The sequence below is a fragment of the Marivirga sericea genome (genome assembly GCF_900177665.1).
Classification (GTDB): Bacteria; Bacteroidota; Bacteroidia; order Cytophagales; family Cyclobacteriaceae; genus Marivirga; species Marivirga sericea.
Genome location: NZ_FXAW01000011.1, coordinates 1 through 14,092, shown reverse-complemented (window position 1 = coordinate 14,092; position 14,092 = coordinate 1). Strand labels below are relative to the sequence as shown.

Here is a 14,092-nt window from a genome sequence, read left to right as displayed (position 1 = left end):
AGATTCTAAGTATAATACATATATATTATATAAAAATTGTACAAAAAAGATGTAATTTTTAGTATTTAATGTTGGAGTAGGGATAAGTTTCTCCATTACCAAATACTTTTTGCTATTCCTGAAAACAGTTCGATCTCGTATTGGATTAGTTTATGATCAGCAAAAAAAGAAAAGCATACCCAGAAATTCCATAATTTTCCGTAGCACTTTTCTCGAGGTCAAAACCATAATAGATAAAAAGAGCTTCTAGCCTCAAAAAGAATATCCGATGCCTATGGAAGGCACAGTAAAATTGGGTTTCTCGCCAAAAATTAAGTCCATTCCATAAATCACTGCGTTACCAATGGCCATTTCTATTAAATCATCAGAAGCGAAACCGAGTAAAGTGGTAGAGGTAATTCCTACTTGAAAAAATACGCTATGAGAAGGTTTTTGAAATCTATAATGCATTCCAAAAGTACTTGTTGGAATTCCGTAGTTTCTAACTTCTCCTTGATTGTTATTAAAAAATTGACCGTAATATCCTGCCCAACCAAAACCCATTACAAAAAGGTGACTTCTTCTTCCAACCAGCATATTAACTTCAAAGCTCGCGTTTGCTAATTTCAAGTCATTATATTGAGCTATAGGTATGTAGAATCCACCAATTTTGGCTGCAAAATTTATTAATCCATTTTTGGTTATAATTCTTTCATAATTAAAGGAAGCTGGAATTGATGGCCCTAGTATGTTTAGATAGAATGTGTTTCTACTAAATTTTTCTCCCTTTATCCTATATTCCTCAGGATTGAGATTTGCATTTGACTTTGGTTTAAAAATAGCTGGTTGTGTGCTTTGGGGTTTAGGTTCTGGTTTAGGTTTTGGAGTAATTTTAATTGTTGTCTGAGCTTGTGAAATAAAAAAACTTAGCACGAACAAAAGTGTAAATATCTTTCTCATATCCTTGTGTTTTTTGTAAAATATGTACTTAACAAATAGCGGACCAGAAACAATATTAAATGTCTTCGATTCGTTGTCTGAAATTACCTTTTCTCTTCTTTAAGTTCAAATATTATATAATTATTTCAATTATACTTGAATTATTTTGCCAAAAACATACATCGAATATAAATTTTCGATTAATAATGACTTTCCTCAGATAAAAAAAGCATGCTTGCAACAGCACGCTTTTTGATTTCAATTAAATATAATAATACTATTTCAACCCTGCTCTCTTGAGCAAAGCTTCAATTTTAGGTTCTCTTCCCCTGAATTTTTTATAGAGTTCCATGGGATGCTGGCTTCCTCCCTTCGAAAGGATGTTGTCTTTAAAAGATTGCGAAACCTCCTTATTAAATATCCCTTTTTCTTGAAATAAGGCAAAGGCATCTGCATCCAAAACTTCTGCCCACTTATAACTATAATAGCCAGAAGCATAACCACCAGCAAAAATGTGCCCGAATTGAGTGCTCATCAGTGTACCTAATACCTTTGGAAACAACTTGGTTGGTTCCATGGCTTTTTCTTCAAATTCTTCTATATCACTTAAGTTTTGAGCATCTTCTCTTTCTAACGTGAAGTAAGCCATATCCAAGAGCGCTAAGCTAACCTGTCTTACAGTGGCATAGGCTTCATGATAAGTGCTACTAGCTTTTATTTTATCCACATACTCTTGTGGTATCTTCTCTCCTGTTTCATAATGTCTTGCAAATAAATCCAGACATTCTTTTTCATAACACCAGTTTTCAAATATCTGAGAGGGCAATTCCACAAAATCCCAGTAGACATTGGCTCCGGTCAAACTACCATAGTGACCAGATCCTAACATAGCATGTAATGCATGGCCAAATTCATGGAATAGAGTGGTTACTTCGTTGAAAGTCAAAAGGCTCGGATTGCCCGGTGATGATGGCGTGAAATTGCAAACATTGGAAACCAATGGCCTCATGTCAGCTCCATTTTCTTTATATTGATCTCGGTATGTCGTCATCCAGGCACCCCCTCTTTTTCCTTCCCTAGGATGGAAATCAGCATAAAAAATGGCGACCAGCTCACCTGCAGTATTGCTCACTTCATAAGTGGTGACATCATCATGATAAACAGTTACATTGTTGACTTCCTTAAATCGAATATCATATAATTTTTCGGCCGATTGAAATACACCATCCAGCACATTTTCTAATTTGAAATAAGGTCTGAGCAATTCATCATCTATGGCATATTTTTTCTTTTTCAATTTTTCAGAATAGTATGCCCAATCCCAACGCTGAAGGTCAATATTCTCTCCCAGTTCCTTAACAAATGCTTCTATTTCGGCCACTTCTTCTTTAGCTTTAGGCAAAGATTGCTGTAAGAGGTCATCCAAAAATCTCTGTACTTTGTCTTTACTCTCAGCCATTCTTTCTTCAAGCACATAGTCGGCATATGTTTTATAGCCTAAAAGCGTAGCTTTTTCGCTTCTCAGATTTACGATTTCCTGCACAATGGCTTTGTTATCGCGCTCATCATTTTTGTTAGCTTTGGACATAAAGGCTTTGTAAAGCTGCTCTCTTAGAACTCGATTATCCGCATTTTCCATAAAGGGGACAAAACTTGGTGCTTGCAAGGTGAACACCCATTTTCCTTCTTTTCCTTTGCTTTTTGCCGTATTGGCGGCTTGACGAATGGCAGATTCAGGTAATCCACTTAAATCTTTTTCATCTGAAATGACCAATTCGTAATCATTGGTTTCAGCCAGAACATTTTCACCAAAACTGAGGCTCAACTGCGATAGCTCTTTGGTGATCTCCTTAAAGCGTGCTTTATCCTTTTCATTGAGGTCAGCACCATTTCTTATAAACGCTTTGTAGGTTTTGTTTAAAAGCATTTCTTGCTCATTATCAAGGCTTAGCTCGTTTTTTTTATTATAAATAGTTTTTACCCGATCAAATAATGTCTCATTTTGCCAAATCTCATTTCCAAATTCCGATAATATAGGAGAAGCTTCACGCATGGTGGCTTGAATTTCTTTGTTGGTCTCTGCGCTATTAAGATTCGATAAAATAGAAGCAACGGAGCTTAATCTCTTCCCCGCAAACTCCATTGCTTCGAGGGTATTTTCGAAAGTGGGTGCTGCACTTAGTGAGGTGATGTCCTCAATTTCCTGCTTGGCTTCTTTAATGGCTTCTTCTATTGCCGGCATAAAATGCTCCGACTTAATTTTATCAAATGGAGGAGTTTGAAAAGGGGTGTCAAAGTTTTTTAATAAGGGGTTATCCATGAAAATTATATCTTTTTAAAAATTTAAATGTAAACGTAAGTTGTTTATTACGGAATTAAGGGATGAGAAGATTAATAATAAGTGAAAAAGCATCACAATTCTAATCGTCTTTTATAGCTATTGAATAACATTTATAGCTTGAGTTTTCTTTTAATCTTTTTTCTTGATAAAAAAGATAGAAAAAATCAAGAAAGTTTAATGTTTCTACCCTCAAGGCCAACGCCTGCCCGCTAAACTTTCATCCCTCCTGCTTTTCCGAGTTCCTCGGAAGTGGTCGTGTTAGTTCTTTTTCAACTTATTAGTAAAAGCAGCAGTATCAAATCAAAAAGCTAAATTTATTCTGTGAGTTTTCCCCCTTTGGGGGAAATTAAAGGGAGCTACAATTTCTTTTTAATACTTCGTATAATTCCTCCCAAAATAGGCATGTTTTCATAGAAGAGTTCCCCAGCATCAAAATAGTCTCTTTGGTTGATAATTTTATCTTCAATAATCAGAACCGAAATACCTGATGCTTTCACATTCTTTTTCGGTTTTTTTAATTTCAGATTCATTTCCCATGATAAATAGGCTTTGTTATCCACTAGGGATTCATCCGTGAAATGAAAAGTACCTTCTATCAGGTTTTCGTTTAATTTTTGAAAATACGACTTGAGATTTTCAACTCCATGTATTTCGTGAATTGGGTCTTTGAAAACAATATGGTCTGAATAGATTTCCTTTAAAATAGATTGGCCATTGAAATTTATTGGAGAAAAATAGTGCTTAAATTTTTCAATAATGACAGTATTCATAACTGTTGACTTTAAAATATAATTAAGATAGTGAAAATACGGAAAAAGTACAGAAACAACTCCTTTTTATAATATCCTATCTTCAAAAATTATTTAACCTCCCTTTCAAATTTATAAGACTCCGTTTTATTAGTGACCACAATTTCATAATCCCCTCTCTTTAAAGCAAGATGGCATTTCTCAGTACTTTTTTCTACTTCTACAATATCGATGGGCACTGCTGCATTTATGTCTTCTCCCTTCTTATAAGCCAAAACCATAACCGGAAACTCAATTGGAATGTCATTTAAGTCTACAGAAACATTTTTATTCCCATTTTCAAAAAGCCAATCAGGCCTACCATCTAAATATTGGGTATTGGGATGTAAAATGGCTACGTCAGTCCATGCTTCTCCTCGCTCATATCTCAAAGGCGTTTTACTAGTTTTATCAATTAAAACAGCTGATTCTTCAGTTACAATGGCTTTTAGAAGGGGATCATTAAATTTTGCATTACTTTTCTCAGTGTAAAAATCTTGATTAATGGTTGAAGGATCTATTCCTGTATATTCTTTTAGTCTTGCTGCCATTGCTTTTCCCCAAGAAGGGTAAGATCCTTCCATTGCATGGTCAAAGCCGCAGTGAATTAAGAATTTTTCATCAGGCCTAGATTCCATTTCTTTTTGAATATTCCTAGCTTGATCGATTTCTCTCTGCTTTCCGAAGAAAATACCAATTCTTTCATAAGCAAATACATTATAACCAATCTCTAAAGCTTGTCTTACTAAATCACCGAATTGGGGATCTTTTGTATAATAACCGGTCCTTTGTATCGGATAGCCACGACTATTAAGCGCTGAGTCTAGATTATTTCCAATATCTAAAGCTTCCAAACCTAAATTTTTGTAGCCTTTCTCGTATAATTCTGATAAGAGCGATTTTGTAAATGCTCTATGCATAGAATTGTGGTGCGCCTCATTAATAATAACCACTTTATGATTTTGAGCTTCCTCAATGATATAATCTTTGGCGTTCACCACTGAATATTTTTCCCTAATTGAATCTTCTTCCTCATGACTATATTTTCTCTCATAGATACCCATTGCAGAATCCCAGTGTATTAAAGCATTTCTGTAGTCTGCTTTTTGGGCATAAACTCCAGCAGACCTCTGATACTTCGAAGCGATTGTATCCGTTTCCAACTGCTTCTCTATTTCTGAAGAGAATTTATAGGTGGTCGAAAAATCAATTTGCTGAATTTTTAATTTTTCATTTTGACAAGCAGCCAAAAAGATGATCGATACTATTAGTTGAAAGGATCTTATTTTCATCAAGAGTAATGATTTTTGGTTTGCAATATACAACTAGACAGTAAACGTATTACTTTAGCTATACTGTTAATTTCAATAATTCTCATTGGTCAATTGCACCCTTTAAAATTCGGACTTCCTTTTGTTTCCAATCCTCATACTTCCGGACCGCCTAACGCTTTAATGCTGAGCTACCTATAACTCAAAACTTCTTTGGATTTATTGACTTCCGAATTTTAGCAATTTAACCAAAAGACATAATTAGATCGAATACCAACTCAGTATTTTTAGTGATTAAAAACTAAAACGAAATCCAGCTGAGACCCTTACTTTATTATTGTAAAAATCATTCCCTCCTAAAAAGCTTTCATATCCATAGGTATTGATATAGGCTGCTCCTAACATTAGCTGGATGTGATCATTCTTACTGCTTAACTGATACAGGAACTGTGCCCCAAATTCAGAACATAAGCCAAACCCCGCATCCGAACCACCTTGAAGCCTGTCTTCCCAAACGCTAGTTCTTTCTCCATCTGGAGTAAACCGGTCTTCTCCTCGCAGGTAAAAACCCGCTCCTAATTGTCCGAAAGATAAAGGGATTCTAATTGCTAGTCGTTCATTTTTCAGTATGATGGTGTAGGCTGCTTCCAAGCCAAGATACCCATGATCTGCACCTAGCGTTATAGTAGAGCTTCCCTTATAGGTCTCTCCTGCCGGCAATACCAGTTCGTAATCATCTTGCAAATTAATTGGGCCGCTTCGTCCGTAATAACGGATTCCTATATCCCACTTTCTGTTTTTTGAGCTGATGCCTAGTCCAAAGCCAACGGCATTACCGATATGATTATTGAGAAACATAGCTGAATATTCGGGCTGGAAATAGAATCCAACAGATTCATCCGTTGTTTCATTAATTTCCTGAGCGAATCCGGTAACACTGATAAAAGCTAGGATGATAATTAATATGATTTGTTGAGTTTTCATTACGCTTAATTTAAGTAGAATTAAAAGTTAAAAAATGAGAATTGATTGGACTTCTCTCCTAAAGAGAACTGATAGCCTAATGATATTTGATTAAAATACTTCATGGAGTCACCAGTAGCTCCATTCATAGGGCCAGTATATACCCGTAAGGCTATGCTGTGACTGTTTACCTTATACGATATGGCTGCAAGAACAATTGCTGAGGGCAGCTGTTCATTTAAAATAGGCGTTTCGCCAAACTGCATCGCAGTACGAAGCATGGCACCTGTATGTAGTTTAAATCTATCCGATAGCTTCATGCTAAGAATGATATTTGGATCGATTTCCAGACCACTGGTTGACTCAGCCAGCTCTGGTTTTTCGTCATTTGACAAATAGCGATAACTGCTTGTCAAATTAAAATCTAGGCGATACTTTTCTACTTCTTTTAACTTAAATCCCAGCACTAATCCACCAAATGCAGTACTGCCATCCTTTATCGCAATCGCATCTACAAATCTATATCTGACTTGACTATAGCGGAGTTGGAAGCCTGCGCTAAACCTATCCGTAAGTTGATGCTGAAACCAAAGGGTTTCCATGTGAGTGTCATTATTACTGACTCCTATGCTAAGGCCAGCGTAGGATTGTGATCTTGCCTCCAATGTTCCTAAAAGCACAAATGCAATCAATAGTGTTTTCTTAAAATCCATAATCTCTTTTTTAGTATGGATCAAATAGACAGCTTTAACAGAACAGTTCTCTGAACCTATGTTAAGAAAGGAATTTTAAGAGGAAACTTTCTTCCTAATTCTGCTTAGTGCTACATCAGTAATTCCTAAATAGGATGCAATGAGGTATAGTGGTATTTCAGAAAGCAGTCTTGGCCTGCGTTCCAATAATTCCAAGTATCGCTGTTCAGCAGACAAAGTAATTAACGACTCCATCCTTCTCGTGACATTCAAATAAGCTGCTTCAGTTTGCTTGGCAGCTAATGCCTTTAGCTGAGGAATGCTTTCATACGCACTTTCTAAATCGTGAAGCGTAATAGATTCAAATTTACAGTGCGTTACAGCTCTTAAAGAATATCTAGCTGGTGCAGAAGTGATGAAACTCTCATAAACGGAAGCAAAACTATTTTCAAATATGAAATCTTTAATAAAAGACTTGTTGTCCCTTTCGTAAACCATAGACATACATCCTTCCTCCAAAAAAAGCAATTTCCTACAAACCTCTCCCTCTTGTATGACATAATCGCCTGCCTTTGCCGATTTGGAGCTGAGTTTAGAGCAATATTCAGAAATCTGTGCGGACGACAATTGAGTGTTCTTAGTAAGGTATTCGTAGAGTTTCATTGATGAAATTTTTAAAATGCTCTCAAAGGCTCGTATCTGAAAAGTTGGGGATTTGAAAGCGAACACTTTCGTTAAAAATACAAAGTTTTATAGGAACCAAAAAGTTATCGCTCACATCTAACTCGACTATTTGTTAACTACCGAGTTGGCTTTAGAATGACATCCTAAAATAACGTATTGAAAATAATCAACAACTTGAATATTTGAGCTAAATGAAAGTAGGCTTTCTGAAGGTCCAAAATTAAAATACCGAGAGAGGTTTTTCAGTAATTTTTAAGAAACATAAATTGGAACAAAGTGCTCATGACTATGGCCTTAAAATTCACACTTCATTTATAGCATCTCCCTTTGTGGATAAGCCAGAATGATTCCAATTACAAACAACAAGAACGCTCGCCTTAGCTCTTCAGAACAGTTTCTTTCAATTAGATCGTGACATTCTTCCCAGTTTTTCTTAACTTATAAATACTAACTGCGAATTTTAACGAACTGCTATGAAGTATTTATATCTCATTCCGATCATTTGCCTGCTTATTATTAGCTCGGGATCAGGCCCGAAAAAGGTGGGTTTCTCTGGAGAACTTCTATTAGAAATAGACGACAAAAAATATACTTATGATGCGATGACTCGTAGTGGTTCCAGACTGTCGTTTCAGAAGAAGGGGGTGTCCATTTATATTGTAAATCCTGAAGGAAAAGGCACAATAGCCCAAATCACCTTATTGTCAACCAAGATATACGAGAGTAAATCTCATACCTACGAGTTAGGAGCTGAAGATGCCCAGCCCCAAAGCATTCAGGATCTTTACAATAAAGATGCAAGTAAAAAGAAGGATATCCTCAGCTTTAAATTTCGAAGAATTGACAAAATGGAAGAAGAAGAATATATCCGGCTTTCAAAAGGGACAGTGGACCTTGAATACGATGATGAAGCGCCTTATCTAAAAATTACCTTTCAAGGGCAAGACAAAAATGGTACTTCGCTATCTGGTTCTTTAGAATTAGATGATCCGTATGTGATCGATAGAAGAGACTGATTGGGTAAAAATGTGCAGCAACTTACACTTTTTGTGTTCTGAGATAAACTTCCATTTGGGGTAAACAAAAAGAGCACTTGCCTGATATGACAACTGCTCTTCAGTTTCTGCTTGGTAGTTAAAGCACTTATAATCCAATGGGTACTCTTACCATGGTGTCATCCCACCCAATAATCATATGAGCGCCTGGATCGGCTTTTTCGAACATGATACTCATATATTCTACTGTACTTTCTGTCTCTTGCTTAGGAACCGTAACCTTCGCTACTGTACTTTCTTCTGGTTTGAAAGCATAATGTCCCCATCCATCTGTATCAGTACTGAAATGAACTGTCCAATTCTCTTCTCCTAATGCGATGTACATTGTATATCGCCCAGCTTTTACTTTTTTACCGTCAATTGTTACATCCTGGAAAAACATAATTTCGGTGGATTCATTAGCTCCAACTCTCCAAATACTTCCAGGCTTTTCAAGCTCAGTAAATACCGCTCGTTCTTTCGCTTGAGGTCTTGAGTAAATCACGCGTATCAAAGGCTTTACGTTTCTTTCTTCCTCTGTTTTGCCAAAAGCTCTAAAAGCTGCTCTTTCAGGATAGTAAGCCATATCCATTGGGCTACCATCTACTTCTGGAAACTTTTGCGCATTAGCTGTAAAGCTCATGGCAATAATGGCAACGGCCATTATCATTAATGATAAATTTTTTTTCATGGTAATTATTTTAGTTTATAAATTGAGCCTATCCGCAGATTGGCTTTCCGAAGCTAATTTACACATTTATTAACTGCTTACCAGTAATCTCTTTCACATTAAAATTGTTCACTATACAACGGTTAGATAATAGATAACTATTGACCAAAAGGTGCTTTTACAATACAAAAAGCTGTGACAAAGAGATTTTTTTGAGAGCACCACCGCTGAAAGAAGAGGCTAATCATACGGAGCGTTGGGCGTTTGAATTGTTCGAACCCCAAAATCTCATACTATTTCATTTAATTTTAAGCATTTTCAACTTTAGCTCTATCTCCGCAATTGCCTATAGTTGGCGTTGTAAAGCCTTATTTATTTTATTTGTAAATTCAATCTTTTTGTCTATGCACAATGTCAAATTCTTGTATGTCCTTTTAATTCCATAAAGTCCTGTCAGCATATTTTCTTCTTTCAAACGAATAACAATATTATGACTTTCTAATTCTCCCAAAATTGATAATTTCCGCGTTTCTTTGTTGAGTTCTAGATCTTTTGATGAAACCTCAATGCTTTCAATATTTCTTAGGTCAATTACAGTTTCGTTCATAATCCCATAGCGAAGGAGCAATTTGCCATTTTCGATTGCTATTGGTCTTTTAAGCATGGACTTTAAAAATCCAAAAAGTTGAACTCCTGAATAAATACTTAAACATGTCAAAATCCAAGCCGCAATGTTGCTCCATTTTGAAAGATAAATATGGAGAACGATTGTTTCTACTGCAATAATAAATATTGTTACAGCTAACAAAGCTATGGTTCCGCTTTCTTTATGATAAGTAAATTCATTTGCTTTCAGTTTCCTTTTTTTCCAATAAATGAACCCATAATAGAAAACAGCAATTTCAGTCACTACAGGTATAACTATACTTTTTGGTAGCATTTCATAACAAGTGGTTTTAAGTGCATCTAAAAAATCAGGTGTAGACCCTTTTACTGTTCTATATTTCCTAATCGCTGTGCGAACTTTAATTGTTATAAAAAGTAATATTGAGATTTCAATTACTGGTAAAGCCCAAGTTTTGAAAAGCGCTAGATATGTTTGGCTTTCTTCGGGTAAAAAATATGACCCAATTACTAATCCGATTACCATAACAGGAACTACTGTTGTTTTTGGAATGGCAGATTTGCGAATCAGGAGAAAATAAACAAGGGGAACCGTCAAAAGTAAGTCTGCAGTTATGGCAAAGTTCAAAATATCATTCTGGCTTAGCACATTCAGGAATGAAGAATTCATTAACAATATTAGAGTTCCCAATAAGGCAAGAGGAATTCCAAAATTGATAAGATTTCGGTTTAATCGAATTGTTTGATTCATATCGTCTGTTTTAATTCTTTCCTGTATTTTGCCCTAAAATGGGCTTGTAGGGTTAGCTATATCTAAAGTTCCTTAACGTTCAACTATGTGCCGTCTCCCGAAGGGCATTACACATAGGTTTTGCTTCAAGCATTTTTTATTCTATCTAAATTGTTTTGGTTTCAAATTTCTACTTGCGCTTTCGACAATTTCTAGAATTCTTTTTTGTCTTGTTTCTTGTCGTTTAGCAGATATGACCCAATACAATAATTCCTTTTTTACAGACTTGCTTAGACTGTCAAAGAATTCCATTGAGCCTTTGTAATTGGCAAATTCAATTTTTAAACTCTCTGGAATTACAAGTGCCTCAACTTCATCTAAAATGGTCCAAGAACCATTTTTTTTTGCAATTTCAATGCTTCTGTAACCTTCTTTTTCCATCAGTCCTCTGTCAATCAAGATTTTTACTTTATCCTTATTTATTTTAGACCAATTGCTTGTTTCTTTTCGTTTACTGAAATATTGCTTGTATTTAGTGCTGTCTATTGCTCTTTTGGTGCTATCAATCCAACCAAAACACAGGGCTTCATCAACTGATTCGCTCCAACTTAAATTATAATTTGAATATTTTTTCTTATTAAATATGAGCCAAACCCCCTCTTTTTTTTTGTGGTTCAATTTGAGCCATTTTCTCCAATCATTTTTATCACAAGGACAATAGTCTTCCGCATCTTTCATACTGTAACTTGGTCTTTTTTCAATGGCTTGCAATGTTTTGTCTTAGCGAAGTTGGTCTTTTTTGCTCTTTATTTACTTTTAAACACTGACCCTACAATTGCTTTTAGCTGTTGTTCCGCGTTTGTTATTTTATTTTTATCCATTCAGTCAATTCCCCTTGTTTTAATATGCACTTGCTTACAGAGCCATCTATAGCTTTAACAAATTCCATGGTTGCTTGTGGCTTTACAATATCGACAACAAATTTAGAATTATTCAAAGCCGTCAATTTAGAGCTCCATTTCCCTTTTTCCGATAATACTAACTCTCCTTTTTTTAAAGTAACATTAATTTCTCTGTTCTCTAAAGAATACGTTCCAATATATTTACTTAAATCATTATCATCGAGTATTAATTGGGATGAGGCCACTAACTTTTCAAAACCTGCCCAATTATAAACTGATGCTACGCTTCTTATAATTTCTTCAATGATTATTGTATTTGCACCATTCACCATTACTACTACTCCATTTCCATTATCTGAACCAAAAAACAACTTCCCTCTATATCCTCTATTTGAACCTGAATGCTGTAAATATAATGCTCCATCTTCTTGTTGAGTAAATAATCCTAATGCCGAATTACTGTTATCTAAGGTAGGCTTAATAAGTACTTCAGTTGATTTGCAAGAAAGGATTTGACTTGGTTCAGCTTTTAAGCCCCGTTGAATATCGATAATTAGCTTTGCTAAATCGGTTGGTGTTGTCCATAAACCTGCAGCAGCGGATTCGGGATAGAAATTATAATTATTCTTTAACGTTTTGCCGTTGCCTTTATGTCCCAGAGCCAAGTTCTTGGGATATTTTTCCAACTCTATTGAGTAAAAAGAATTACTCATTCCCGATGGTCTGAAGATGTTTTCATCCACAAAATCCTCATAAGTTGAATTTGTGTTATCTAATAAAATAAGTTGAGAAATGATTGTCCCTCCGCCAGAATATTTGAAGTTTTTGTTGGGCTGCTGAATTTGCTTTACTTCATCTGAATTCGCTGGATTTTTTCCCTCTAAAGTTTGAATTATTGATGGAAGTCTATTTGTGGTTTTATATCCGTTAAACCCGTGTGTTGATAATCCAGCTGTATGGCTCAAAAGTTGACGAATTGTAATTGGGTTAGGATCAACATTTTTATCGTAAGGAAATTTCCAAGAGGTCAAATAATTATTAACATCTCCATCTAAACTTACTTTTTTATCTTCCGCCAACTTCATCATAGCAACTGCATTTACAAATTTACTCATCGAGGCAGCTTGAAAAACAGTTTGTTCAGTCACGTTTAATATTTCCTTACCACCAGTTATACCATAACCTTTAGCCCAATCAATTTCGTAGTTGTTTATTACTGCAATGCTAAGCCCAGCAATATTGTATTTCTGCATTTGTTTTTCAAGATTCCAAAGCGATTCTCCTTGATTTAAAACGAGTGGTCTAAGACTATTTTCAACTTTTTTTATTCTCTGCTGAGTAGTGTCAATTTTGCTAGCTTTATTAGTCTGCGCATTAGAAACAATTATAATGTTACTAATGAAGAGTAGGGTTAGTAGTAGTTTTTTAAATTTCATTGGAACGGTTTTGCATATCCTTACAAAGATTGTTCCGTAATTAATGGCAACGCGAAGCTAAAATGCATTTGCTACACTTCGCTGATGAAATACTAAAGTGGCGAAGCCAAACCATAACCACAATTATTGAAAGAGAAAAGGAGAAAACCTTCCTGAATGCTTGACCTACATCTAAATGAAATCATCAGTTTGGTTTTGTCGAGAATTACCTTCACACTTTGCTAGTACCAGTATGCAAATGCATTTTTAGCAAATGTTGGCAACTTTATATTATTATTCCAGTGATATCCTGTCGTCCAATGATTGCCATAATCTCAACAATATTGTCATTATCATTGATTCTAAAATAGATGCTGTCAGCCCGGCAAACACAACGTCTATATCCTTCTTTAATGTAGTCTACTGATTCGTGTGAAAATGGTCTCTCGGCAATCATGTCAAAGTAGTCGAAAAAAGTATTGAAGTAGCTGTCGGCTTGTACTTCTCCAAACTTTTTTACTCCGTATTGGTGTATTCTGATTAGGTCGTTTTTGGCTTCTTTACTAAGTCTGTAATCAGCCATTCAGATCAGACTTAGATTGTGCTAAAATCTGCTCTTTAGTAGCATTTGTAAAACCACTTTTCTCAGCTTTCTCCAGTTTTGCCCTGATCCAATCGATTTGCTTTTGCTGGTTTCTTGCTTGTCGGATTAAGTCGTTAACTAATTCACTCTTACTTGAATATTCTTGACTGTCGATTTGAGATTTTAACCACTTGTCATTAGGTTCCGTAAATGATATACTTTGACGTGCCATAATTTTTTATTTGATGTAAATATACACCAAATACGAATCAGCTGCAAAGATGGTTATTGTTGTTAACGATATGGCTAAAAAACTTTGGCGGAATAAAAGGACTTACATTGAATCTCAGATAAAGGTAGCAAATAGTGAGAATTTTTAAATTACCATCTAACCGCCATTGTTTTTAGCTAATGTTGCCAACTTTATTATTTTATTAGCTTGTAGTCGTTTATTAGAATTTGCGCTGATAGATTTAA

Annotated in this window: 14 protein-coding genes; 1 reads left to right on the top strand and 13 read right to left on the bottom strand. The window is 35.3% G+C overall.

Translation table 11 applies throughout. From position 1 onward, the window contains the following. Positions 1–252: 252 nt before the first annotated feature. The 7 genes from B9Y84_RS19340 to B9Y84_RS19310 form a co-directional block, all read right to left on the bottom strand. Positions 253–939 carry a hypothetical protein gene (locus tag B9Y84_RS19340; RefSeq protein ID WP_085519055.1) on the bottom strand — a complete coding sequence of 229 codons (687 nt, stop codon included), beginning with the start codon at positions 937–939 and terminating at the stop codon, positions 253–255. Between the two features lie 256 nt (positions 940–1,195). Beyond that, positions 1,196–3,238 (bottom strand): M3 family metallopeptidase, encoded by a 2,043-nt coding sequence (locus B9Y84_RS19335; RefSeq protein ID WP_085519054.1) that lies wholly within the window; start codon positions 3,236–3,238, stop codon positions 1,196–1,198. 377 nt (positions 3,239–3,615) lie between these two features. Further along, positions 3,616–4,029, bottom strand: coding sequence for a nuclear transport factor 2 family protein (locus B9Y84_RS19330; RefSeq protein WP_085519053.1), 414 nt, complete (start codon positions 4,027–4,029; stop codon positions 3,616–3,618). Positions 4,030–4,118: 89 nt separating this feature from the next. Further along, positions 4,119–5,339, bottom strand: coding sequence for a hypothetical protein (locus B9Y84_RS19325; protein ID WP_085519052.1), 1,221 nt, complete (start codon positions 5,337–5,339; stop codon positions 4,119–4,121). Positions 5,340–5,612: 273 nt separating this feature from the next. Further along, positions 5,613–6,302 carry a hypothetical protein gene (locus tag B9Y84_RS19320; protein WP_085519051.1) on the bottom strand — a complete coding sequence of 230 codons (690 nt, stop codon included), beginning with the start codon at positions 6,300–6,302 and terminating at the stop codon, positions 5,613–5,615. 20 nt (positions 6,303–6,322) lie between these two features. Next, the gene (locus tag B9Y84_RS19315) at positions 6,323–6,994 is read right to left on the bottom strand and encodes a hypothetical protein (protein ID WP_085519050.1); all 672 of its coding nucleotides are present in this window, start codon (positions 6,992–6,994) and stop codon (positions 6,323–6,325) included. Positions 6,995–7,069: 75 nt separating this feature from the next. After that, the gene (locus B9Y84_RS19310) at positions 7,070–7,636 is read right to left on the bottom strand and encodes a Crp/Fnr family transcriptional regulator (RefSeq protein WP_085519049.1); all 567 of its coding nucleotides are present in this window, start codon (positions 7,634–7,636) and stop codon (positions 7,070–7,072) included. 494 nt (positions 7,637–8,130) lie between these two features. Here B9Y84_RS19310 and B9Y84_RS19305 point away from each other — a divergent pair, with 494 nt between their 5' ends. After that, the gene (locus B9Y84_RS19305; protein ID WP_085519048.1) at positions 8,131–8,673 is read left to right on the top strand and encodes a hypothetical protein; all 543 of its coding nucleotides are present in this window, start codon (positions 8,131–8,133) and stop codon (positions 8,671–8,673) included. Between the two features lie 127 nt (positions 8,674–8,800). Here B9Y84_RS19305 and B9Y84_RS19300 read toward each other — a convergent pair whose 3' ends face one another. The 6 genes from B9Y84_RS19300 to B9Y84_RS19275 form a co-directional block, all read right to left on the bottom strand. Beyond that, a complete protein-coding gene (locus B9Y84_RS19300) occupies positions 8,801–9,382 on the bottom strand; it encodes a DUF2911 domain-containing protein (protein ID WP_085519047.1) in 582 nt (193 codons plus the stop codon). Positions 9,383–9,707: 325 nt separating this feature from the next. Further along, positions 9,708–10,613, bottom strand: coding sequence for a hypothetical protein (locus B9Y84_RS19295; protein ID WP_245830893.1), 906 nt, complete (start codon positions 10,611–10,613; stop codon positions 9,708–9,710). A gap of 264 nt (positions 10,614–10,877) precedes the next feature. Continuing rightward, positions 10,878–11,453, bottom strand: a complete 576-nt coding sequence (locus B9Y84_RS19290) for a YdeI/OmpD-associated family protein (RefSeq protein WP_085519045.1) — start codon at positions 11,451–11,453, stop codon at positions 10,878–10,880. A 124-nt stretch (positions 11,454–11,577) separates the two neighbouring features. Further along, positions 11,578–13,053: a serine hydrolase domain-containing protein gene (locus tag B9Y84_RS19285; protein WP_085519044.1), complete on the bottom strand. Its 1,476-nt coding sequence runs from the start codon at positions 13,051–13,053 to the stop codon at positions 11,578–11,580. A gap of 265 nt (positions 13,054–13,318) precedes the next feature. Beyond that, positions 13,319–13,615 (bottom strand): type II toxin-antitoxin system RelE/ParE family toxin, encoded by a 297-nt coding sequence (locus B9Y84_RS19280; protein WP_085519043.1) that lies wholly within the window; start codon positions 13,613–13,615, stop codon positions 13,319–13,321. Beyond that, entirely contained in the window at positions 13,608–13,847 is a 240-nt protein-coding gene (locus B9Y84_RS19275) for a ribbon-helix-helix domain-containing protein (RefSeq protein ID WP_085519042.1), read from the bottom strand. Before B9Y84_RS19275 ends, B9Y84_RS19280 begins: the two co-directional genes overlap by 8 nt. Between the last annotated feature and the right edge of the window lie 245 nt (positions 13,848–14,092).

Coding starts and splice junctions, on each gene's coding strand:
- B9Y84_RS19335 (WP_085519054.1), bottom strand. CDS start 3,238: ATGGATAACCCCTTATTAAAAAACTTTGACACCCCTTTTCAAACTCCT.
- B9Y84_RS19330 (WP_085519053.1), bottom strand. CDS start 4,029: ATGAATACTGTCATTATTGAAAAATTTAAGCACTATTTTTCTCCAATA.
- B9Y84_RS19310 (WP_085519049.1), bottom strand. CDS start 7,636: ATGAAACTCTACGAATACCTTACTAAGAACACTCAATTGTCGTCCGCA.
- B9Y84_RS19340 (WP_085519055.1), bottom strand. CDS start 939: ATGAGAAAGATATTTACACTTTTGTTCGTGCTAAGTTTTTTTATTTCA.
- B9Y84_RS19280 (WP_085519043.1), bottom strand. CDS start 13,615: ATGGCTGATTACAGACTTAGTAAAGAAGCCAAAAACGACCTAATCAGA.
- B9Y84_RS19300 (WP_085519047.1), bottom strand. CDS start 9,382: ATGAAAAAAAATTTATCATTAATGATAATGGCCGTTGCCATTATTGCC.
- B9Y84_RS19325 (WP_085519052.1), bottom strand. CDS start 5,339: ATGAAAATAAGATCCTTTCAACTAATAGTATCGATCATCTTTTTGGCT.
- B9Y84_RS19285 (WP_085519044.1), bottom strand. CDS start 13,053: ATGAAATTTAAAAAACTACTACTAACCCTACTCTTCATTAGTAACATT.
- B9Y84_RS19275 (WP_085519042.1), bottom strand. CDS start 13,847: ATGGCACGTCAAAGTATATCATTTACGGAACCTAATGACAAGTGGTTA.
- B9Y84_RS19305 (WP_085519048.1), top strand. CDS start 8,131: ATGAAGTATTTATATCTCATTCCGATCATTTGCCTGCTTATTATTAGC.
- B9Y84_RS19320 (WP_085519051.1), bottom strand. CDS start 6,302: ATGAAAACTCAACAAATCATATTAATTATCATCCTAGCTTTTATCAGT.
- B9Y84_RS19315 (WP_085519050.1), bottom strand. CDS start 6,994: ATGGATTTTAAGAAAACACTATTGATTGCATTTGTGCTTTTAGGAACA.
- B9Y84_RS19290 (WP_085519045.1), bottom strand. CDS start 11,453: ATGAAAGATGCGGAAGACTATTGTCCTTGTGATAAAAATGATTGGAGA.